Raw genomic sequence first — 20,115 nt, forward strand, 5'->3', positions numbered from 1 at the left:
TCTCTTATGTTTAGATGTCATACAAATTGAACTAAAGGGTTAGCTTTAGTTCATTTCATATAATCAACCTACAATTGCGTGAATGTCGCTTTCTTTCATAATCAAATATTCTTTACCTTCATATTTGATTTCTGTTCCGGCATATTTGGAGAAAAGCACCTTGTCGCCTTCTTTAACTTCGAGAGCAACACGAGCCCCGTCTTTTACCAATCCGCTACCAACAGCAATTACTTTACCTTCTTGTGGTTTTTCTTTAGCGGAGTCCGGAAGGACAATCCCAAATGCCGTTGTTTCCTCTTGCTCGATTGGTTCTACCAAAACGCGGTCACCTAAAGGTTTGATCATGAAAAATAGCCTCCTTATTAGTATGTTGTGATACAATATCAAACTGTCGAATATGTATTAGCACTCGACAAGCATCAGTGCTAACAACCACTATTTATGATACTCAACTTGAGCGAACATTTCAAGTCCCTTTACATATTTTATCCCAAAAAATATGCAAACCACTCTACATTCTCTCCTCATCGTCTTGAAATAGCCCTAATACCCAGCCTATTTACATTCCTTTGTGAAAAATCAAACGATTTATAGAAGATGCCTCTCATGAATTTTTCACAACTTGAAGGTCTAGCTTGCTACATCTGTGGTGCACGGTTAACTTATACGTTGGTTCTCGCTACTTCCTTCACAAATGTAATGTCTCTCTCTTTTATAAACTGACCGACATAATTCTTAGGATGGTCGTTCTCCAATAGAGAAATAGCCTCTTCAATATGTACCCATTTCAGAATAAAACCTTGATTTCTCTCTTCTTCCGTATAGCTGGGATCTACCCCTTTATCAGCCACTTCACCTAAATAGCAATACGATATTTGAAGAAGTCTATGTTCATTCCTATACTCGATGATCATTCCAACTTCATCTAAGATACGAGCTTCTACGCCTGCTTCTTCTACTAATTCCCGTTTCAAGGCGGTCACATGATCCTCGCCCTTCTCTAACCCACCACCTGGAAGCTTATGATATTTATCTCTAGAAACATAGATTAACGCCACTTGCTTCGAAGAATTGAATACAACAGCCCTTGATGCCTTTCTAACGGTATATGCAATATTGGGATTACTCAGTTCTTCACGTTCAATATCTGTATCATCTATTTCTCGGATTAATCTCATGCTATGTTCGCCTCCATAACTAACCTAATAAGGCCTTTCTCTTAAACACAATAATAACTTCAACGGTTTGTCCTTGCATGTTGCTCGTATCAAAACAAGATACAAGTTCCCATCCATCGAATCCGTATTGATTCAAATCCTCCTCAAATTGTTCCTCATCCACCTTACCTCCAAGAAAGCCTATGGTCTTATATTTTATCGTTTTATATTCCCATTGATCCATGGTCTCCCCTCCTTTTCTTAAGGTCACGATTAATGAGAATGGCGTTGGATAAAGTGATCTAATTGACTCATATGACCCTGATCATGCCATATGAAATCTTTCAAATATTGTGGAAGACGAAAGGGTTCCTCTGCACCATAGCTTGCCAGATACGACTCCTCAGGTAACTTACGAATATGCTGAATAATCTGTTCTCTATAGTCGATGGTTTGATCAATTAATTGTCTGATGCTAGTCTTCTTCCCGTATTCCATGGCCTTGTCGTTAAATTCATTGAAGTCTTGATGCTGAAGCGTCAATGTCTCTTCCTTGTAAATCTTCTCAATGGCTGTTTCGAAGAAATACTTATCCCATAACATCATATGACTTACTAGTTCACGTAATGACCATTTGCCCTCTGCTATTTCTTCATTCCATACGTCCTCACCATATCCTTCGAGCTTCTTTACGTAACTTATCCACTCACTAAATTGTTCTAATAATTGTTCCTTACTTTCAATAGTCTCCATCATGTCAAACCCACCTATCTTATTGTCTTATTTAATCTACTGAACTTTCTTCAAGTCTTTCATCTTGTTGTCCATTCACATTATGTATTTCACTTCTCCTTGTGATAACTGCATCCCTTCAATATAACCTTTGCTGACCCTGAGCTTCCTCACTAATTATACCAATTTTTTGAAAAAATATGAAACTACTTTTTTTGCTTTTACAACAAAAAGACGAGTTTATCGATCAGAGCCATGATTCTACTCTTGATAGGTTCACTCGCCCCTCTTTATTCATATTCATGCCGCTTATTTTAATTTTCCATAATCCTTCTCAAGCATTGTTTTAACCCTTTTCTCGCAAATACATCGTCCATCCAGCAACATCTAACGGTTCCATGGAAGCGTCATTTGCACCAGGTTGATCTGCCGCCGCACTTTGCGTTGTTAACCTACCGTCGTCATAATGATCATGTAAATCTTGAGCTACCCTTGCGTTATACTCTTTACGAAGCTCCACGTCCTTGCTCTCATTCTGTGTACTCCACATCAGCACGGAGGGACGGTTGTATTGGGAGAAGATCATCTCTCTCCACATTTGATCGGATAGATGTTTCTCCGCTTGAATTTCAAAATGTTTCGTATCAAACTGCCAGATCGGTACCTCACTCATCGTAGCTATGCCAAGTCGATCGGTTAACAAATACGTATACACATGGTTAGGGTAATGTCCTAGACGAACAAGATTAGCGTTTAGATTTAGAATTTCATTTTTCGATCACGATATTCCTGAGGCGTCATTCCAAAACACTTTCGAAATACTTTTATAAAATAAGCTGGATCTAAATAACCGATCTCTTCACTCACTTCGTATGCCTTCATACTCGTGTTGAGCAGCAATTGTCTTGCTTTATCCATCCTCATTTTCAGAATATATTCACTCAGATGAGATATTTAACGATTTTCGTAAAGAGACAAACTTTGTAATAGAAGGTAACGTTGGAGATGCAACAAGTTATCTTATACCCATGAGAGAAATGGTAGATTATGTTGCTGTTTGGATGAATAAGAAAAGAATTTGAAGAAATATTTAATTTAAAAAGGTTCTAATTCATAATCAGTTCTTGCTGAAGATAGAATTCTATGCTGGTTGTAGCGAAGAGGATGGAATTGTCGTGGAGAAGCGTAGCGTTCGCCTTTGCCCCTGAATTTCAACCAAAAAAAACAGTATATTCAAAAAAATTTGGGGGCAACAGCGATCGGAAGGACAATCCATCCGCGTAGCGGTCACTTATCAACGGAATATATTTATCAAGCACTGACTTTGGTGTTGCGCCTTAAAAAAGCGCACTTTTTCTAAATGAAAAGTGCGCTTTCTTGTTTATTCATTTGATCCATCTGTTGGTTTACGAAATCTTTGCTCCAGCTCTTCATCCGCAGCTAACTGCTTGCGATAAATTAAGGAGGATAGAAACACGCTGAACTCATACAATATAAGTAATGGGATGGTCACTAAGAAGTCTGAAATGAAATCTGGTGGTGTGACAACAACCGCTATAAAGACGAGTACAAAATAGGATATTTTACGCATTTTCCGAAGACTCAGTGGATTCAGAATCCTAATTTTGGTTAAAAACATTACAATCACAGGTAATTGGAACAGTAACGACAAAGGCAGTACTAGGCTAAACATAAAACTGAAATACTGTGTCATGCCGTATGTTTCTTTTAACCCCATACTTTGTGTGATAGAAGTCGTAAATGATAATGCCATAGGAAATACAATGTAGTAAGCAAATGCTAGTCCCACTAAGAATAAGATAAAGACAAAAGGTACATATCGAAGTGCAGCTTTACGTTCAATTTCTCGCAGTCCTGGACTCACAAAGGCCCATAATTGGTAGACTATAGTGGGTATAGATAGAACCAAGGAAACAACCATAGCAATCTTCATATAGATCCCGATACCGTCCCAGAAGGAGAAGGCATTGAGCACATAATCTTTAGCTGCATCTGCATTAATCAAGTAAAAATATATTGGCTTAGCGAATACTAGTCCGATCACTAGCCCAATGACAAATACGACTAGGACATATATGATGCGTTTGCGTAGCTCACCTAAGTGTTCGAACACAGACATGCTATCTTGTTCTTCTGACATGATCGCCCACCTTTCGCTATCTACGGCTTTCTGAACACAAGAAGAAACGGCTTCACCGTGTCCTTAAAGGGACGGTAACCGTTTCTCGTAGAAATATAAGCAAAGTATCGTGATAACTTATACCCTTCTTATATTTAAACAAAGCCCCTCCCCGAAGGAAGGGACCTAAGATCTAGCCATATTAAAGTTACCTCTTACTCTGGAAGACGCTTGGATTCAACCTCTTGATGTGTAATGACGGGCTGAGCTACTTGTTCAGTCTTACGCGTAGTAGGCTGGTCGTCCATAATATCACGTGCACCATCCTTAAATTCTTTAAATGTACGCCCGACAGCACGACCTAATTCAGGTAGCTTATTCGGTCCGAACAACAGTAGTGCCAAAATAACAAGTAATATAATTCCTGGCACTCCGATTGAATTAAACATGGATATACCTCCTCATGAATAAAAATCAAGTCAGTTACATTAAAACAATGTGATCAATTTCTAACAATACTCAATAAAGTTATAATACCATAACTTTAGTCACATAAAAACCAAGTAAATGAAGACATATTTGTCTTTATTGTAACTTTTATTGTTTATATTGACCTGTAACCATGAGTAAGGCTTCGGGTAGTTGGTCCATAATTGCTGCTAAACATTCATGAACTCCCTTCGGAGTCCCTGGTAGATTGACAATAAGCGTGCGACCTCTTATCCCACAGATGCCACGAAATAACATAGCGGAACGATCTCTCTGCATCACTGCTGTACGCATAGATTCTGCAATCCCCGGTACTTCCCGCTCAATGACCCGCATCGTTGCCTCTGGGGTTACATCTCGAATCGCAAGTTCAGTTCCTCCTGTAGTCAATACAAGATCTGCTCGAAAATAATCGGTTAACTCAATGAGCGATGCAATAATCTCATCCTGTTCATCCGGCACGATGCGATATTCCACAATCTCTCCGCCTAGCTCCTCTTCCACCAATTCCCGGATGACCTGGGCACTCGTATCTTCACGTTCGCCTCTGGACCCTTTGTCACTCGCTGTTAAGATCGCTGTTTTCCACACCATATGATCACCCTCCTTCTTCACCTCTATATGTTCTTTACTGCTCTAACTGATAATCGCCGCTTTTACCACCTGACTTAGATTGTAATTGTGTGGGTCCGATTACCATGTCTTTCTGCAACGCTTTGCACATGTCATATACTGTAAGAGCTGCAGCTGATACTGCCGTCAAAGCTTCCATCTCTACGCCTGTCTTCCCTGTAGTCTTAACGGTTGCCTCTATATAAAGTTCATTATTGTCATTGTCAGTAAAATGAATATTGATACCTGTCAAAGGTAAAGGATGACACATCGGAATCCAATCCGACGTCTTCTTGGCTGCCATAATACCCGCAACTTGAGCTACGGCGAGTACATCTCCCTTACCGACTTTCCCGGCTTTGATGCTAGCTAATGTTCCTGGCTGCATCGTAACTATCGTCTGTGCTACGGCTGTCCGGGCTGTCACTTCTTTATCGGTTACATCGACCATCCGTGCTCTTCCTTGGTCATTAAAATGTGTCATCCCCATCTATGTAGTCTCCCCCTTGCAATTCACAATACCATTCTCTGTAATGAGAACATCCAGCGCCACATCATGCCCGTCCATGGGTACTTTACTCAACACCTGCATCTCAAACCCAATTCCGATTAATAATGGAGCAGGTCGGGAGATATCTACATGCCGTAGTCGCTCATATAGGCGATCATAATAACCACTTCCGTAACCCAATCTTCCCCCTTTACCATCAAACGCAAGTCCCGGCAAGATAATCGCCTCTGGCACAAAGTCATGTGCTAAGCTTACCGTTTGCGCTACATTAGGTTCAGGTATTCCATACGCACCAGGTGACAAATCACGCCAGTTCCTAATGGTATGTAGCATCATGGAACAATCTTCTTGATGACATCTGGGAGCTAGAACTTGTAGTTGTTGTTGCCAACCCCATTCAATAAGTGACACTGTGCTCAGTTCAGACCGAAATGGAATATACGTTAAAAAGCAACGTATGCCCCTGTTATTCAAATAAACAGAAGCATGATGACATGATTCATACGACCAAATCTCACGTTCACGTTCAGACAAAGCATTTCGCATGCTAGACATATATATACGCAAGTCTTTTTTGATGTCGGATATTCCACGATTGTCCCTATTCATTTCTATACAGCTACCTTTTACGTGTGATTTGCTCTTAGTTTACCACTGTTAATGTCTTTTCGCCAAGAATGGTCTGAAGTCCTGCTCCTAAGTCGCGTATTCAACTCTTTTCATGTAAACTACCTATATATAAGAACATAAATGGAGGTTCCCAAGGCATGCTGCTTCAAGCTACTGGAATTAAAAAATTATATGGTGTCCTTCCCGTTCTTGATGGAATTAACTTGCAAATTCTTGAGAGAGAACGGGTCGGATTAGTCGGCGTGAATGGCGCCGGTAAGTCTACATTTCTACAAATATTAGCGGGTGAAATGTCTTATGATAGTGGCCAAATTTTCAAAGCAAAAGAAACAACCATAGGATACTTAGCCCAAAATAGTGGGTTGCAATCGGATCGTAGTATTTGGGAAGAGATGCTGAGTGTATTCACTCCCTTAATTGAAGCGGAACAGGAACTAAGAACGATGGAGCAGCAAATTGCTGATCCTGCCATGATGGAGAATGACAAGAAATATCAAGACCTCCTAGATCGGTATGCCGTACGTTCTGACTGGTTCAAAGATCAGGGCGGTTATGAAATGGAGACGCGCATCCGTAGCGTTCTACACGGTATGGGATTTGGAGATTTCGCGCCAGATACTTCCGTATCCACACTCAGTGGTGGTCAGAAGACTAGGCTTGCATTAGCTCGTATTCTCCTCCTTGCACCCGATCTACTTATGCTCGATGAGCCGACAAACCATTTGGATATTGCTACATTGACGTGGTTGGAAGATTACCTTAGATCTTACTCAGGGTCGCTATTAGTCGTCTCTCATGACCGTTATTTCCTAGATAGACTTGTCACAACTATTGTGGAAATAGAAAGACATCAATCCAAGCGTTACACAGGCAATTACAGCCGTTATATCGAGCTCAAAGCTGCCGAATATGAATCACAATTGAAACAATATGATAAACAGCAAGATGAGATTTCCAAAATGGAAGCTTTCGTCCAGCGGAACTTGGTACGTGCTTCTACGACCAAGCGAGCTCAAAGTCGCCGTAAATCACTTGAGAAGATGGATCGATTAGATAAGCCTATGGGCGAGCTTAAGAAGGCACATTTCTCATTTGAAGTGGCTTATACATCTGGTAAAGAAGTCCTACAGGTTAAAGAGTTATCCATCGCATTCAATCCCAAAGAACCCCTATTTAAACATGCGTCATTTGATATGCGCCGTGGGGAGACTATTGCTTTAATTGGTCCTAATGGTATTGGTAAATCCACGTTGCTAAAGTCTATGATTGGTACACTCACGCCAACGGAGGGTACGATTCATTGGGGTACGAAAGTCAAAATAGGCTATTACGACCAAGAACAGACTAATCTCGCAACAAACAATACCGTGCTTGAGGAACTATGGAGCGAATATCCACATATGGAAGAGGCACGCATTAGAACCGTTCTTGGTAATTTCTTATTCAGTGGTGAGGATGTACTCAAGAAAGTATCAGCACTTAGTGGTGGCGAGAAGGCAAGGGTTGCTTTAGCGAAGTTAATGTTATTAGAAGCCAACATGCTCATTCTGGATGAACCTACGAACCATCTTGATCTATTCAGTAGGGAAGTACTCGAATCTGCATTGATTGATTATGAAGGCACACTTCTATTCATATCCCATGACCGCTATTTCTTGAATAAAATGGCGGAACGTATTGTCGAGCTTTCAGCTACTGGAACCGAGCAGTTCCTTGGAAATTATGACGATTACACAGAGAAAAAACAAGAATTAGCCGAAATCCGCCAGGAAGCATTGGAGCTAGCTGCCCGTTCTTCTAAAGTAGATGCAGGGATAGATGCTACCGACAAGTCAGGGGTATCCTCCTTCGAAGCAGACAAGCAACTTAAACGTGAAGAGCGGAACCGCCAACGTAGACTTATCGTGTTAGAGGAAGACATCCAGTTACTTGAAGGAGAAATATCCGATTTGGAAGCAGAAATGGCTCTTCCCGACATATTCCAAGATTATATGGCTCTTCAAGAGCGTCAACAACAGGTTCAGATGAGAAAACATAAACTTGAACAAGTATATGAAGAGTGGGAAATACTTGCTGTCGATTAGGCAAATTTCATAAGACCATGCAATGATATTTAAGACATTAAATACAATTGTCAATATTCAAAATAATTTTTTTTATACATGTAGAGAGTTATACACAATCTTATCCCCGATAAAAGTGTATAACTCTCTCTATCTTTTTACATTTAGAGCTTAATATCCTCTATATAATCGCGTTTTGTGTAAAATTCCACTTTTATCCACTAACTTATACACATTATCCACAGTTTTTGTGAAAAAGCTATCCACGGATTCAGTATTATCTCAAACCCCTGTAAATTATGAATTGAGTCGATTTGTACACAATCGTCCTTGAATATGTGGATAACTTTGTCCACATCTTGACAAATTCCAACTTTGTTCGCAAAAAGACAACAGCCGCATACTACATTGGGACATCATGTGCCTTAATCGTTAACCATACCCTATATCCATAATTTTTCTATGTTGTAGGTATATCGCTATGGCTAGGTAGTGTTAGGAAATACTGCTGAAATTCAGCATCCTTGACGTATCCAAGTAGTTCATATAGAGATTGTGCTTTATTGTTGTCTAAGCCCGTTGATAAAGCAATTCCCTTTGCTCTCGTCTCGATTGCAAAATCCTTTACATGATATAATAACTCCTTGGCAACTCCCTTTTTGCGATATTCCTCAATAACATAAAGGTCATTTAGAATCCAAGATCTCTGCATCGAGATAGATGAAAACGTTGGGTACAGTTGAGCAAAACCAACAACCTGATTAGCGGAAGACGCTCTAGCGACGTAAATGACAGACTCCGCATGTTCAAATCGATCCAATAAAAATCGTCTTGCTTCTTCCCGATTAGAGAATTGCTTATAAAAAACACGATATAAATCAAATATGAAACTCAATTCATTTAAAACATTAATCGTAGCTTGAGATACTTTAAGATTTAGATTTATGCTATTACTCATCAAATAGTCCCCCTTCTCCAACATTATGGTATTCATTTGATATCTACACTAATTTTTTTTGCAGGCACTCCGCTATGCAAGCATAAGCTTCCTCTAGGATTTAGAGAATATAGAAAGCGCACTATTGCAAGCGGCGACATAGGCGAGACCTGCTGCCATGATGATGTCTTGATGCACGGCTGTACCTCGATAAATTGTACCTTGCCACTCCACCGTTACAGCAGCTTCCGCATGAGCCTCTTCTCCTGCGCTGAGAGAGTGCAGTTCTAGATCCCCGAAGATTATTTCAGCGTCAATGCCTTGACTAATGGCCGCGATGACCGCTTCCAGTGGACCGTCGCCTGTACTTGTATGAGAAGATTCTCTATTCTCATGAAGATGTCGCAATGTAATAGCTGCCACACGGTTCTGGGCACTTCCTGCCAACACCTGTACCTCTCCTAGCTCATAGTTCTGTGCTGTGATGCCTATTGTACGGCTCACCATTTGCAATAGAAGATCATCACTAACGACCTTAAGCCGATCTGCTGTTTCTTTAAACTCATTATACAGTACCTCTAATTCCTCATCCTGAATCTGTAAACCATAGCGTGCAATTCGATCCTTCAAGGCATGACGGCCAGAATGTTTACCGAGAATAATCATATTCCGTGGAATACCTAATGACTCTGGATTCATAATCTCATAGGTGCTACGATCTTTCAGCAGTCCATCCTGATGAATACCCGATTCATGCTGGAAGGCATTACGTCCCACAATCGGCTTATTGTAGGCCATTGGAAAGTGCATTGCACCACTAACTAATCGAGATACTTCATATAACTTCTCCTTCACAATTCCAGTAGAAAATCCTATCGATTCTTGTCGAATCGTTAAAGCCATAACCAATTCTTCAAGTGCGCAGTTCCCTGTCCGCTCTCCAATCCCATTCACCGTCACTTCAATCTGAGTTGCACCGTTCTGAATGGCTGCCAAACTATTCGCAACTGCGAGCCCTAGATCGTTATGGCAGTGAGCGCTATATTGAACATTGTTGCCGCCCCTTACCCCTTCTCTTACTCTGCGGAACATATCTCCATATTCCCCAGGAAGAGCATATCCTACCGTATCGGGCAAATTAATAATGGTTGCTCCTTCCTCAATCGCTGCTTCAACCATTTCAATCAGATCATCAATTCCCGTCCGAGCCGCATCCATCGCTGTGAATTCAACACGGTCACAATACTGCTTCGCATAGGCGGTCATCTGCCTTGCCTTTGCGACAGCTTCTTTCCGGCTTATTCGCATTTGATGCTGTAGGTGAATATCCGAGGAAGAGAGAAACAAATGTATTCTTCTTCGCTCGGCATCGCGTGTAGCTCGAACGGCAGCATCAATATCACCTTGTACTGCACGTGCAAAACCACATATCTCCACCTGCTGAAACTTCCGCGAAATGGCTTCTACCGCAGCAAATTCACCTGGACTTGAGATGGGAAAACCTGGCTCGATAACATCAACACCTAATTCTACAAGTTTAGCTGCTAACTGTATCTTTTGTTCTGGCTGTAAGCTTGCCCCAGGTGCCTGTTCACCATCTCTTAGCGTTGTGTCAAAAATCGTGATATTCGGTATTGTTGTCATTTCATAAAACCTCCTCAAATTTATACTTTCTGATAACACAAAAAAGCCAGCCATCTCTATATAAGAGACGACAGGCTTTCACCTTCCGCGGTACCACTCTTGTTGATGCCATTACGACTTAGAATTACAGTCTAGACACCCCACTTATCCTCTTCAAAGTACGCTATCCAGAGCCGTATCTGTCAAGAAGTCCCTATATCGGGGGTAAGCCGAAGCTGGTGTACTTATACTTCCACCGCTTGCGCTCCCGGGCGAGATTCGAAGGATTCTGCCGCTACGTCACACCGTCCCGTAGCTCTCTGTAGACATTGGCCCTTTACTACTCCCGTTCATTGCGTTTTATGTTATAAAAATATACAAAAAAGCCCGTCATCTCTCTAAATCAAGAGACGACAGGCTGTTGACCTTCGCGGTACCACTCTTGTTGCTCTTCCTTCTCCCCTAAAGATGGGATATTAACGGAAAAGCCCCTCAAACGCTATGCAGCCATTCTTATCCAAGATAAGAACACACTGATAAGCTTACCCTCTCACGGAGGTCATCGTAACGGTATACTTCCCGGCGTGCACTTACCGAGCCTGCGCAGAGATTTCATGCGCCGTGTTCCACCGTTCCGCTCCCAAGTGAGTTCAGGTTCCTTCGACTGCGTTGCACCACCCCGCAGCTCTCTGTGATTCCCGGATTACCATACTAATCTTGTTCATCGCGTTTGCAACAATCTGGAATTTTATTGATTATACCGAGCATCGCTAATCATTGTCAAGCCCAAATATAATTATACCATTTTATTGGCAGCCCAATCTTCTAAAGAAAGCTGAGGGTCTGCCAACATATCAAGCGATGTAAATTGTCCTTCACACCATTTCAGATAAGCAGCAGCACCAATCATAGCCGCATTATCCGTACAATACTCAATGGGCGGTATAGCAAGATTGATGCCTTCCTCTACACAGCGGCGACTCAGTTCGGTACGAAGCCCACGATTGGCAGCGACTCCTCCACAAAGTAAAAGCTGTTTAACATCATAGGATTTGACAGCTCGTATAGCTTTCGTAACAAGTACCTCTACTACAGACTCTTGAAATCCACGTGCAATGGCTTCGTAAATGGGAGGGTCCCCACGCATTTTCCGCTGATTAATGACGTTTAGAACAGCCGATTTCAACCCACTGAAGCTGAAGTCATAGGAATCAGGTTCAAGCCATGCTCGTGGTAATGGGATTGACTCTTCTGCCTCCATCGCTGTCCGGTCCACATGTGGCCCACCTGGGTACGGGAACCCAATCGATCGCGCTACTTTGTCATATGCTTCACCAACAGCATCATCACGAGTACGCCCAATGACGTCGAATTGACCTTCCTTCTCCATATACACAAGTTCTGTATGTCCGCCTGAAACAACCAGTACCATACATGGGTACTGAATTTCCTGAACCAATCGGTTCGCATAGATGTGTCCTGCGATGTGATGTGTACCAATCAATGGCTTAGATAAGGCAACGGCAAGACTCTTCGCTGCTACCACGCCTACCAGAAGTGCACCTACAAGCCCAGGTCCTTGGGTCACCGCAATGGCGGATAACTCACTCTTCTTAATTCCTGATGCTGCCACAGCCTCATCCAACATAAGTGTGATACTTTCCACATGCTTACGAGAGGCTACTTCGGGCACAACACCGCCAAAAGCTTTGTGTGTCTCAATTTGACTCGAAATCAGATTGGACATCACTTCATGACCGTCTTTAACAACAGAAACAGCTGTTTCATCGCAGCTCGTTTCGATAGCTAGTATATAACAAGGTTTGTATTCATTATTATGTTCACTCATGAATCTATGCGCTTCCTTCCTGACTAGCATGCTCTCGGTATGGAGCCAAATCTGCCCACATAATCACAGCATCTTCATGATTATCTGAATAATAGCCTTTTCGAATTCCTACGGATGTAAATCCTTTTCTCTCGTACAATTTTTGAGCAATCATGTTAGATACACGCACTTCTAATGTGATCCGTAACATGCCGATCTGTGAAGCTGTATTCATCAGCTCTTCCAGCAAAAGACCTCCAAGTTTACGACCACGATATGCTTCCAAGAGAGCAATGTTGGTCACATGGGCCTCATCCACAATTGTCCACATTCCTGCATAACCGATAGGATTTCCATTGTTTTCTAGCACTACATATTTGGCAAAAAGATTGTTTGTCAGCTCATTGCGGAAAGCATCTTCTGTCCATGGTAATGTAAATGCCTCTCGTTCAATAATCATAATGCTAGGGATATCCACCAGTTTCATCGGTCGAAAAGTGAATGAATCATGCTCTTGTTGATGCTCCTGTTCCATGACCATAACTTGAACTATCTCCCTTCCTTAAGGGCTCGTAAGAGATTAGCTTCCGCTTCAGCAAGCTGGGTATAGTTCGGCACCAGCGCATGCATATCATCCATGTCTCCCTTTAATAATCTGTCCGCTCCCAATATCCCCACAAAACGTCCTTCCAAATCGTACGGGACAATGTGAAGATGCTCACCCAGCAATGAAGACAGCTTCGTCGCTGCTTCTGCATGCAGACTGACATCTCCCACAACCCACACAGAGTCAGGTCTATCTTCAACCTCTAGTGTTTCAATAAGACTGATTAACTGTTCAACCCAAGTCTCCATTAAACGAATGCCATCTTGTTCTAGACGATTCGGGATATGTGCCTCGTGATCCATACTAAAGAGCGCAGTAAACACCTGACCTCGACGCGCATCCAACAACGGAATGATCCAGCTAGTGCGCTCCTTATGATCCTGTTCCGTATTTTCTGCTAATTTATTCACTCCAAGGGTATAACCCCCATAAGCTAATGCATGTAAGCTAGAAATTCCTACAACAGGAACCTCCCAAGCCCATGCTAATGTTTTGGCAGCTGTAACTGCAATACGAGTACCGGTATATGAACCGGGTCCGATACCCACAGCAATTCCTTCTACCTGTATATTCGTGGTATTGGATACTTTCAACGCTTCCTCAATAATCGAGAGGATTCGAACCGAATGATTGCGTACACCGTATGCGTTAATCTCGTGCAGCACCTTATCGTTCTCTATAACCGACACAGCCAAAGATGTCGTGGAGGTATCTAGAGCAAGGAAACGCGCTTGTGATTCTGATTCTTGTTGTATACTCATCACTTAAAGACCCCATTCTTATTCAGATTACGGCATAGCTCTTCGTAAGGCTCCCCGAAACCACGCACCGTAATTTTACGTTCTTCAAGGCCTGTAGTCTCTAAATATAGATGCAGATGGGACTCGGGTAATAGTTCATTAATCATCTGAGACCATTCCACGAGACATACACCCTCGCCGTAGAAATATTCGTCCAAACCTAACTCTCCCGCCTCATCTATAGATAGGCGATAGACGTCCATATGATATAAAGGCAACCTACCTACATATTCTTTAATAATCGTAAAAGTAGGACTATTCACAATCCCCTTCACACCTAAATGTGTGGCAAAGCGTTGTGAGAAAGCGGTCTTGCCCGCACCTAAATCACCATCAAGACCAATGACCGTCCCCGGAAGTGAGGCTTCAGCAAGCCATGCTGCTAATTTGTCTGTATCCTCCAAATGATGGGATATGTATACATACTGCTCCCCATTATGATCTTTTTCCACCCTACAAACCACCTTTAATTCCAATTCCAGTTCCCTTACTTAACTTTGACCTTTATTATATCGGTCTATGGTAGGAGCCGCAACAAGAGGCCTCAACCTCTTCCCAGAAGTTAAGACCTCTATACTGCTGTAAATGGCTTATTACCCTGACATCACGCTATTTTCTCTGATCCTACTTTTTCTTTTCATGAAGCCGATCAACACTTACCGTATGCGTATTCGTTGGACGAGACCCCACCTGAACTGTAGCCATACCATATACTTCATCTATATGCTCAATCCATACAGGTTCTCCGTCCAATTGAACAGCAATATTATCCTTATCGCGATAAATATCCAGGGCTCTTTGTAAATCCATAGCATTTACTCCTTCTTATCATCATCTTGGAATTCTGTACTCTCACCAATAAGGCCATTATCTATGGTGACATTCCCTCCACCTAAGCCTTCGTTTACCATACGATCAATATCCAATTCATGAGACTCTTCAGGTCGCTCAGAATCCATACTTGGAATAGCGGTGACGCTCTCCCAATTAATTATGGTTCCGTCCATTTGTTCTAGTTCTTCTTCCTTCATCGAAGATGGCCTCCCAGCATGTTAAGTACCCATAATCCTAGCATCGGCTCTCCTTAATATTCCCCACAGGGAAGTCATTCATTCACCGATTCAGACAGCTCCTAAACATGAAATGAATAAGAGTTGGTTATACTAATCGTTAAAAAAAGCAAAGGAGACGACAAGTCCTATGCATACTGTGTGGAAAGGCGCGATCAGTTTCGGGCTGGTTCATGTCCCTGTAAAAATGTTCTCTGCAACAGAAGACAAAGATATTTCGATGAGGTATGTTCATACCATTTGCGGTAGCCCCCTCTCGTATATTCGTAAATGTCCAGTATGTGATAAAGAAACGCCATGGGAAGAAATATCCAAAGGCTATGAATATGAGAAAGGGAAATTCGTTCTATTTGAGAAAGAAGAGATGGAGCAACTATCTGAACAGGGGAACAAGAATATAACGATTATGGATTTCGTTGATCTAACGGAGATTGACCCCATCTATTTCCAAAAAACCTATTACCTTTCCCCAGATCAGGCTGGATCTAATGCCTACATGCTTCTGCTTGAAGCCATGCGACAATCTGGTAAAATTGGAATCGCCAAAATATCCATACGGTCCAAAAGTAGCTTAGCGGCCATCCGAGTATTAGATGAGTGTCTAGCGATAGAGACTATTTTCTATCCTGATGAAATACGGCCTGTGTCACAAGTCCCTAACTTACCTGAAAACGCAGAAATTAAAGATAATGAACTTACCATGGCCAAAATGCTCATTGAACAACTTTCTACTCCCTTTGACCCAGATAAATATACAGATGACTACCGTGAGGCACTGCTCCAACTCATTCAAAGTAAAGTAGCCGGTCAAGAAGTGAAGATTGCCCCAGTACGCCAAGAAAATAATGTCATGGATCTTATGGCTGCATTACAAGCAAGTATCGAAGCAGTGAAACCTATCGTTAGTGATCCAGGTAAACCTAAGAGCAAACGAGCCAGGGGTACTACAGCTAAATCTGCGAAAACAAGCTCTGAAAGCACCTCAGACGGAACAGAGATTCCTAAGCCAAAACGACGTTCAACAAAATCAACTTCTAAATCAACAGTCTCTTGAAGAGGAACTTAAATGGGAGCATACAGATTAATGGTCATTCCTTACTAATTACCAATCCGGACAAGTTGCTTTGGCCCGAAGTAGGTATTACGAAGGCCATCTACTTACAAAAGTTAGCTTTCCTCGCTCCCTATTTACTCACCTACTGCCGTGACCGACTTCTTACTACCATTCGTTACCCACATGGCGTTGGCGGCACTTTTTTTTATCAGAAAAATGCACCTGAACCGCTGCCACCTTATGTATCTACGTCTTCGCATGAAGATATTAACTATATTCTGCTCAATGGACTCCCTGAACTGTTGTGGCTCGGAAATTTAGCTTCGTTAGAATTTCACCCTTCCCTTCATTATGCTGGAAGTGATCTGCCCTGTGAGTGGATGATTGATCTAGATCCATCAATGGAAGAGGAGCCGCGCATTATGGAAGCCGCCAATATTGTAGGGGATATTCTGTCCTCCCTTGGACTACAATCTGTACCCAAAACGTCTGGAGCTACGGGAGTCCAGATCATTGTACCCATCGAGCAAGGGATTACGTTCGAGGAACTGAGAAGCATAGGTCATTTTGTAGGTCAATATGTCACCGCAAAACATCCTCATTTGTTCACTTTAGAAAGACTAAAGAAACACCGCGGTGACAATATCTATTTCGATTACTTGCAGCATTATGGAGGAAAAACATTAGCCGCTCCTTATACACCAAGGGCCCGTACACTAGCTACCGTATCTACCCCTCTAACGTGGGATGAAGTGAGGCAAGACGTCCGTCCTAGCGACTTCCATCTTCTTAATATCGAGCAAAGACTTCAAGTCAAAGGTGATCTGATCGCAGCCCTCCCCCCCCAACCGGTTAGGCAGATTATTAAACAGTTAGTATAGGCACGCACTCTATAGCAAAAAAGAACCGAAGAGGTATTTAAACTGTACCCTATAGGGTATAGTTTAATTCCTCTTTCGGTTCTTTCATATAGTCTGCTAATGAATCGCTTTTTTCTTAAAGCGTCCGCCTTTAACATCATGGATATTACCAATAGCGACAAAGGCTTGTGAATCCCAATCCTCGACAATAGACTTCAGTTTAGCTTCTTCTAGGCGCGTTATAACGACAAAGATTACTTTCTTATTCTCACCCGAATAAGATCCTTCGCCCTCTAAATAAGTAACTCCGCGTCCTAGACGATGTGTCAAAGCATCTCCTATTTCTCGATGCTTATCACTGATAATCCAGACTGACTTGGACTGATCCACACCTTCATTGGTAATATCTATCAATTTAAAAGCAATATAGTAAGCGATGAGAGAATACATTGCATGGTCCCATCCGAAGACGAAGCCGGCACTACCTAGAATAAAGACATTTATAAACATAACGACTTCCCCAACAGAGAAGGCAGATTTCTTACTGAATAGGATCGCTACAATCTCCGTTCCATCTGTAGAACCTCCAGCACGAATGGCAAGACCTACACCAACGCCCAAGATCACGCCTCCGAATACAGCTCCAAGTAAAGGGTCTATCGTCAGTGGTTCAACAGGGTGCAATAAAGTAGTACCTATTGACATGACTACGACTGAGAAAAGCGTAGATAAGGCAAATGTTTTACCAATTTGCTTATAACCAAGAAATAGAAATGGTAAGTTTAATAACAATAAGAAGACACCAATGGGGATACCGAAAAGATGGGAAAACATGATCGATATGCCCGTAATACCGCCATCAATAATATTATTGGGTACCAGGAAAATTTCAAGCGCTACAGCAACCAGAGTCGCTCCAATAATCATGGTGAAAATTCGGACTAATAGCTTGAGCTTAGACTGAGTTTTCTGTGGTAATTTAGGCTCCTGAGGCCTTTCTTCTACAAATACATTTGAATTTGCTACCATATAATCCCCCCATAGTTCTTGTTAATTTGTATTTCGGTCGAAATATTCATATGTAAGCATTGGGTACGGACTCACTGCCTAGGAATAAGTGAAGGAAATATAATTTTTAGAATGAACAGTCTATATAGTAAGTCAAAATATTGTAGTCCAAGTCATATCCTTGTAAATCCCCTTACAGCATTTGATCTAATTCATCAACATCCTTAACCTTTGGCTGTACCTTATGGCTTACACCCTTATATTATGAATATTACATGATATATATTATATCATAGAAATATTATGAACAAAACGAAAGCAGGTAAATAACTATAATCTTATTATTTACAGTTGCAGGTTAGATAGAAATTAGTGGAGGTATATTCATGTACTATGGGGTTGATGAGGGTTGATGAGGGTTGATGGGGATTAGTGATATTATTTCACGTACAACAGGATATTCAGCATATCCCCCCCCCACTTTAAAGTAGAGGAGATAACATACGACATAGTATTTCTTCTGCCTTTTGTAGACGTGTTCTGTGCCGAAAGGTGTCTAACTGCATTTCAGAGCAAACCTTCAGATCTTCTTCAAAATCGTGTACTAGATGGGCAATGGGCTCTTGTTCAAACAACACAGCTGTCAACTCGAAGTTACAGAAGAAGCTACGCATGTCCATGTTCGCCGTTCCTACAGAGGCAAGTAAATGGTCCACTATAATAATTTTGGCATGAACGAATCCTTTACGATATTGAAAGAAGCGCACACCGGCTAACAATAACTCTTCAACATAGGATAACGATGCCAGATGTACCAATCTTGAATCCGATTGATAAGGAATAATAATTCGCACATCCACCCCACTCACTGCCGCTGTTTTTAGTCCTTCATAAATACTTGAATCGGGTATGAAATAAGGTGTCGTAATCCAAATCCTTTCTTTGGCTATCGTTATAGCTCCGAAGCACATCTCCTGTACAGCGTTCCATGTTTGATCTGGCCCACTGCTTAATATTTGTATTTGCTCCTTTCCTACACATTCATGTGCAGGAAATAAAGACATATCCACGATTCGTTCTCCTGATGCTAATTTCCAGTCATTAAGAAACACATTTTGCAGAAAATAAACAGCATCCCCTTCAATCTCAAGATGTGTATCCCGCCAATAACCTACCTTGGGGTAGAGCCCTAGGTAATCATCTCCTACGTTAAGCCCCCCCACAAAACCCTTTTTTCCATCTACGAGTAATATTTTGCGGTGGTTGCGGTAATTAATACGACGATCTAACGTTGCAATGAATGGCGGAAGGAAGAAGTGAAACTCTACCCCCGCATCCTTGAAGCGCTGTAGGAAGGCACGTTTAAGTTCATAGCTACCAACACCATCACATACCACACGAACCTTCACACCTTCCCGTGCTTTACGAATCATGATATCCTGAAATTTCGTACCGATAACATCTTGCCTAAATATATAGAATTCTACATGGATATGGTCTACTGCCGTCTCCATCGCCTCAAACATAGCTTGATAGGCTGCCTTGCCATCTGTAAGTACACCACTTTTGTTGCAGCCTGTTATGGGGTTCTCAGATAAATGAGTTAAGAGATTAAACAATCGTTCCTCATGGAGAAACTCATCATTACTCATTTCGTCTGCTTTCTCTACAATGACCGCTTCATTCCACAAGTGTCCACGAATTTCCTGAAATAAGCGGGATCCCTGTGAACGTATTTTCGTACGCTTCTTAAACTCTTGAGCTACGAAATAATAAGCTACAAAACCGAAAAAAGGAATAAAAATTCCAATAAACATCCAAGCAACTGCTTTTGATGGGTCCCGAAATTCAAGGATTAGAATGGTTATCATTTGAAAAATAAATATCAATAGTACGATCAGGAGCCACATCATGCAGCTGTCCTCCTTAAGTGACGCTTAAAAAGATACGTCTTCCAAAAATATGTATATATTAGCATTGACCATAACGTGCAA

The 20,115-nt window shown here is 41.8% G+C and carries 24 protein-coding genes and 1 other annotated feature; of the genes, 3 read left to right on the forward strand and 21 right to left on the reverse strand.

All coding sequences use genetic code 11. From position 1 onward, the window contains the following. Positions 1-63 precede the first annotated feature (63 nt). From groES to UB51_RS17785, 11 genes are all read right to left on the reverse strand, one after another. On the reverse strand, positions 64-345 hold the full coding sequence (gene groES / locus UB51_RS17740; protein ID WP_044878440.1) for a co-chaperone GroES: 282 nt from the start codon (positions 343-345) through the stop codon (positions 64-66). 317 nt (positions 346-662) lie between these two features. Then, the gene (locus tag UB51_RS17745; RefSeq protein ID WP_044878441.1) at positions 663-1,178 is read right to left on the reverse strand and encodes an NUDIX domain-containing protein; all 516 of its coding nucleotides are present in this window, start codon (positions 1,176-1,178) and stop codon (positions 663-665) included. A 19-nt stretch (positions 1,179-1,197) separates the two neighbouring features. After that, on the reverse strand, positions 1,198-1,401 hold the full coding sequence (locus tag UB51_RS17750; protein ID WP_044878442.1) for a DUF4177 domain-containing protein: 204 nt from the start codon (positions 1,399-1,401) through the stop codon (positions 1,198-1,200). 29 nt (positions 1,402-1,430) lie between these two features. Next, complete coding sequence (locus UB51_RS17755; protein ID WP_052675998.1) at positions 1,431-1,913, reverse strand: DinB family protein; 483 nt, start codon at positions 1,911-1,913, stop codon at positions 1,431-1,433. Between the two features lie 322 nt (positions 1,914-2,235). Further along, complete coding sequence (locus tag UB51_RS17760) at positions 2,236-2,655, reverse strand: glycoside hydrolase family 2 TIM barrel-domain containing protein (RefSeq protein ID WP_082063181.1); 420 nt, start codon at positions 2,653-2,655, stop codon at positions 2,236-2,238. Next, positions 2,649-2,843, reverse strand: coding sequence for a helix-turn-helix transcriptional regulator (locus UB51_RS27295; protein WP_324607783.1), 195 nt, complete (start codon positions 2,841-2,843; stop codon positions 2,649-2,651). Before UB51_RS27295 ends, UB51_RS17760 begins: the two co-directional genes overlap by 7 nt. A gap of 427 nt (positions 2,844-3,270) precedes the next feature. Next, a complete protein-coding gene (tatC, locus tag UB51_RS17765) occupies positions 3,271-4,050 on the reverse strand; it encodes a twin-arginine translocase subunit TatC (RefSeq protein WP_044878444.1) in 780 nt (259 codons plus the stop codon). A 194-nt stretch (positions 4,051-4,244) separates the two neighbouring features. Then, positions 4,245-4,478 carry a twin-arginine translocase TatA/TatE family subunit gene (locus UB51_RS17770; RefSeq protein WP_044878445.1) on the reverse strand — a complete coding sequence of 78 codons (234 nt, stop codon included), beginning with the start codon at positions 4,476-4,478 and terminating at the stop codon, positions 4,245-4,247. A gap of 148 nt (positions 4,479-4,626) precedes the next feature. Continuing rightward, the gene (locus UB51_RS17775; protein ID WP_044878446.1) at positions 4,627-5,112 is read right to left on the reverse strand and encodes a MogA/MoaB family molybdenum cofactor biosynthesis protein; all 486 of its coding nucleotides are present in this window, start codon (positions 5,110-5,112) and stop codon (positions 4,627-4,629) included. Positions 5,113-5,146: 34 nt separating this feature from the next. Continuing rightward, positions 5,147-5,620: a cyclic pyranopterin monophosphate synthase MoaC gene (gene moaC, locus UB51_RS17780; protein ID WP_044878447.1), complete on the reverse strand. Its 474-nt coding sequence runs from the start codon at positions 5,618-5,620 to the stop codon at positions 5,147-5,149. Then, the gene (locus tag UB51_RS17785) at positions 5,621-6,250 is read right to left on the reverse strand and encodes a 5-formyltetrahydrofolate cyclo-ligase (RefSeq protein ID WP_044878448.1); all 630 of its coding nucleotides are present in this window, start codon (positions 6,248-6,250) and stop codon (positions 5,621-5,623) included. It abuts the gene before it with no gap. A 158-nt stretch (positions 6,251-6,408) separates the two neighbouring features. On the opposite strand from UB51_RS17785, the gene UB51_RS17790 reads away from it, so the two are divergent. Next, the gene (locus UB51_RS17790) at positions 6,409-8,355 is read left to right on the forward strand and encodes an ABC-F family ATP-binding cassette domain-containing protein (protein ID WP_044878449.1); all 1,947 of its coding nucleotides are present in this window, start codon (positions 6,409-6,411) and stop codon (positions 8,353-8,355) included. A 439-nt stretch (positions 8,356-8,794) separates the two neighbouring features. On the opposite strand, the gene UB51_RS17795 is transcribed toward UB51_RS17790, so the two are convergent. The 8 genes from UB51_RS17795 to UB51_RS17830 all read right to left on the reverse strand — a co-directional run bounded on the left by UB51_RS17795 (position 8,795) and on the right by UB51_RS17830 (position 15,160). Continuing rightward, a complete protein-coding gene (locus UB51_RS17795) occupies positions 8,795-9,292 on the reverse strand; it encodes a GNAT family N-acetyltransferase (protein ID WP_044878450.1) in 498 nt (165 codons plus the stop codon). A gap of 93 nt (positions 9,293-9,385) precedes the next feature. Then, the gene (locus UB51_RS17800) at positions 9,386-10,915 is read right to left on the reverse strand and encodes a 2-isopropylmalate synthase (protein WP_044878451.1); all 1,530 of its coding nucleotides are present in this window, start codon (positions 10,913-10,915) and stop codon (positions 9,386-9,388) included. 60 nt (positions 10,916-10,975) lie between these two features. Then, positions 10,976-11,257, reverse strand: a binding site (T-box leader). 433 nt (positions 11,258-11,690) lie between these two features. Continuing rightward, positions 11,691-12,743 carry a tRNA (adenosine(37)-N6)-threonylcarbamoyltransferase complex transferase subunit TsaD gene (tsaD, locus tag UB51_RS17805; protein WP_044878452.1) on the reverse strand — a complete coding sequence of 351 codons (1,053 nt, stop codon included), beginning with the start codon at positions 12,741-12,743 and terminating at the stop codon, positions 11,691-11,693. 4 nt (positions 12,744-12,747) lie between these two features. After that, a complete protein-coding gene (gene rimI, locus UB51_RS17810) occupies positions 12,748-13,257 on the reverse strand; it encodes a ribosomal protein S18-alanine N-acetyltransferase (RefSeq protein WP_044880267.1) in 510 nt (169 codons plus the stop codon). A 14-nt stretch (positions 13,258-13,271) separates the two neighbouring features. Further along, positions 13,272-14,090: a tRNA (adenosine(37)-N6)-threonylcarbamoyltransferase complex dimerization subunit type 1 TsaB gene (gene tsaB / locus UB51_RS17815; protein WP_044878453.1), complete on the reverse strand. Its 819-nt coding sequence runs from the start codon at positions 14,088-14,090 to the stop codon at positions 13,272-13,274. Next, positions 14,090-14,581, reverse strand: coding sequence for a tRNA (adenosine(37)-N6)-threonylcarbamoyltransferase complex ATPase subunit type 1 TsaE (gene tsaE, locus UB51_RS17820; RefSeq protein WP_044878454.1), 492 nt, complete (start codon positions 14,579-14,581; stop codon positions 14,090-14,092). The genes tsaB and tsaE overlap by 1 nt, the downstream gene beginning before the upstream one ends. A 172-nt stretch (positions 14,582-14,753) precedes the next feature. Then, a complete protein-coding gene (locus UB51_RS17825; protein ID WP_044878455.1) occupies positions 14,754-14,939 on the reverse strand; it encodes an H-type small acid-soluble spore protein in 186 nt (61 codons plus the stop codon). Positions 14,940-14,944: 5 nt separating this feature from the next. Next, positions 14,945-15,160, reverse strand: coding sequence for a hypothetical protein (locus UB51_RS17830; RefSeq protein ID WP_044878456.1), 216 nt, complete (start codon positions 15,158-15,160; stop codon positions 14,945-14,947). 169 nt (positions 15,161-15,329) lie between these two features. Here UB51_RS17830 and ku point away from each other — a divergent pair, with 169 nt between their 5' ends. Next, positions 15,330-16,253: a non-homologous end joining protein Ku gene (gene ku / locus UB51_RS17835; RefSeq protein WP_044878457.1), complete on the forward strand. Its 924-nt coding sequence runs from the start codon at positions 15,330-15,332 to the stop codon at positions 16,251-16,253. Next, positions 16,250-17,134 carry a non-homologous end-joining DNA ligase gene (gene ligD / locus UB51_RS17840; RefSeq protein WP_044878458.1) on the forward strand — a complete coding sequence of 295 codons (885 nt, stop codon included), beginning with the start codon at positions 16,250-16,252 and terminating at the stop codon, positions 17,132-17,134. The genes ku and ligD overlap by 4 nt, the downstream gene beginning before the upstream one ends. Before the next feature lie 96 nt (positions 17,135-17,230). Here the strand turns inward: ligD and UB51_RS17845 are convergent, their stop codons facing one another. Both UB51_RS17845 and cls read right to left on the reverse strand, forming a co-directional pair. Continuing rightward, the gene (locus tag UB51_RS17845; RefSeq protein ID WP_044878459.1) at positions 17,231-18,142 is read right to left on the reverse strand and encodes a YitT family protein; all 912 of its coding nucleotides are present in this window, start codon (positions 18,140-18,142) and stop codon (positions 17,231-17,233) included. 461 nt (positions 18,143-18,603) lie between these two features. Then, on the reverse strand, positions 18,604-20,034 hold the full coding sequence (gene cls / locus UB51_RS17850; RefSeq protein ID WP_044878460.1) for a cardiolipin synthase: 1,431 nt from the start codon (positions 20,032-20,034) through the stop codon (positions 18,604-18,606). Positions 20,035-20,115 lie beyond the last annotated feature (81 nt).

Origin of the sequence: Paenibacillus sp. IHBB 10380 (assembly GCF_000949425.1) — a bacterium.
Taxonomy (GTDB): domain Bacteria; phylum Bacillota; class Bacilli; order Paenibacillales; family Paenibacillaceae; genus Paenibacillus_AQ.

Coding starts and splice junctions, on each gene's coding strand:
- groES (WP_044878440.1), bottom strand. CDS start 345: ATGATCAAACCTTTAGGTGACCGCGTTTTGGTAGAACCAATCGAGCAA.
- UB51_RS17745 (WP_044878441.1), bottom strand. CDS start 1,178: ATGAGATTAATCCGAGAAATAGATGATACAGATATTGAACGTGAAGAA.
- UB51_RS17750 (WP_044878442.1), bottom strand. CDS start 1,401: ATGGATCAATGGGAATATAAAACGATAAAATATAAGACCATAGGCTTT.
- UB51_RS17755 (WP_052675998.1), bottom strand. CDS start 1,913: ATGATGGAGACTATTGAAAGTAAGGAACAATTATTAGAACAATTTAGT.
- tatC (WP_044878444.1), bottom strand. CDS start 4,050: ATGTCAGAAGAACAAGATAGCATGTCTGTGTTCGAACACTTAGGTGAG.
- UB51_RS17770 (WP_044878445.1), bottom strand. CDS start 4,478: ATGTTTAATTCAATCGGAGTGCCAGGAATTATATTACTTGTTATTTTG.
- UB51_RS17775 (WP_044878446.1), bottom strand. CDS start 5,112: ATGGTGTGGAAAACAGCGATCTTAACAGCGAGTGACAAAGGGTCCAGA.
- moaC (WP_044878447.1), bottom strand. CDS start 5,620: ATGGGGATGACACATTTTAATGACCAAGGAAGAGCACGGATGGTCGAT.
- UB51_RS17785 (WP_044878448.1), bottom strand. CDS start 6,250: ATGAATAGGGACAATCGTGGAATATCCGACATCAAAAAAGACTTGCGT.
- UB51_RS17790 (WP_044878449.1), top strand. CDS start 6,409: ATGCTGCTTCAAGCTACTGGAATTAAAAAATTATATGGTGTCCTTCCC.
- UB51_RS17795 (WP_044878450.1), bottom strand. CDS start 9,292: ATGAGTAATAGCATAAATCTAAATCTTAAAGTATCTCAAGCTACGATT.
- UB51_RS17800 (WP_044878451.1), bottom strand. CDS start 10,915: ATGACAACAATACCGAATATCACGATTTTTGACACAACGCTAAGAGAT.
- tsaD (WP_044878452.1), bottom strand. CDS start 12,743: ATGAGTGAACATAATAATGAATACAAACCTTGTTATATACTAGCTATC.
- rimI (WP_044880267.1), bottom strand. CDS start 13,257: ATGGAACAGGAGCATCAACAAGAGCATGATTCATTCACTTTTCGACCG.
- tsaB (WP_044878453.1), bottom strand. CDS start 14,090: ATGAGTATACAACAAGAATCAGAATCACAAGCGCGTTTCCTTGCTCTA.
- UB51_RS17825 (WP_044878455.1), bottom strand. CDS start 14,939: ATGGATTTACAAAGAGCCCTGGATATTTATCGCGATAAGGATAATATT.
- UB51_RS17830 (WP_044878456.1), bottom strand. CDS start 15,160: ATGAAGGAAGAAGAACTAGAACAAATGGACGGAACCATAATTAATTGG.
- ku (WP_044878457.1), top strand. CDS start 15,330: ATGCATACTGTGTGGAAAGGCGCGATCAGTTTCGGGCTGGTTCATGTC.
- UB51_RS17845 (WP_044878459.1), bottom strand. CDS start 18,142: ATGGTAGCAAATTCAAATGTATTTGTAGAAGAAAGGCCTCAGGAGCCT.
- cls (WP_044878460.1), bottom strand. CDS start 20,034: ATGATGTGGCTCCTGATCGTACTATTGATATTTATTTTTCAAATGATA.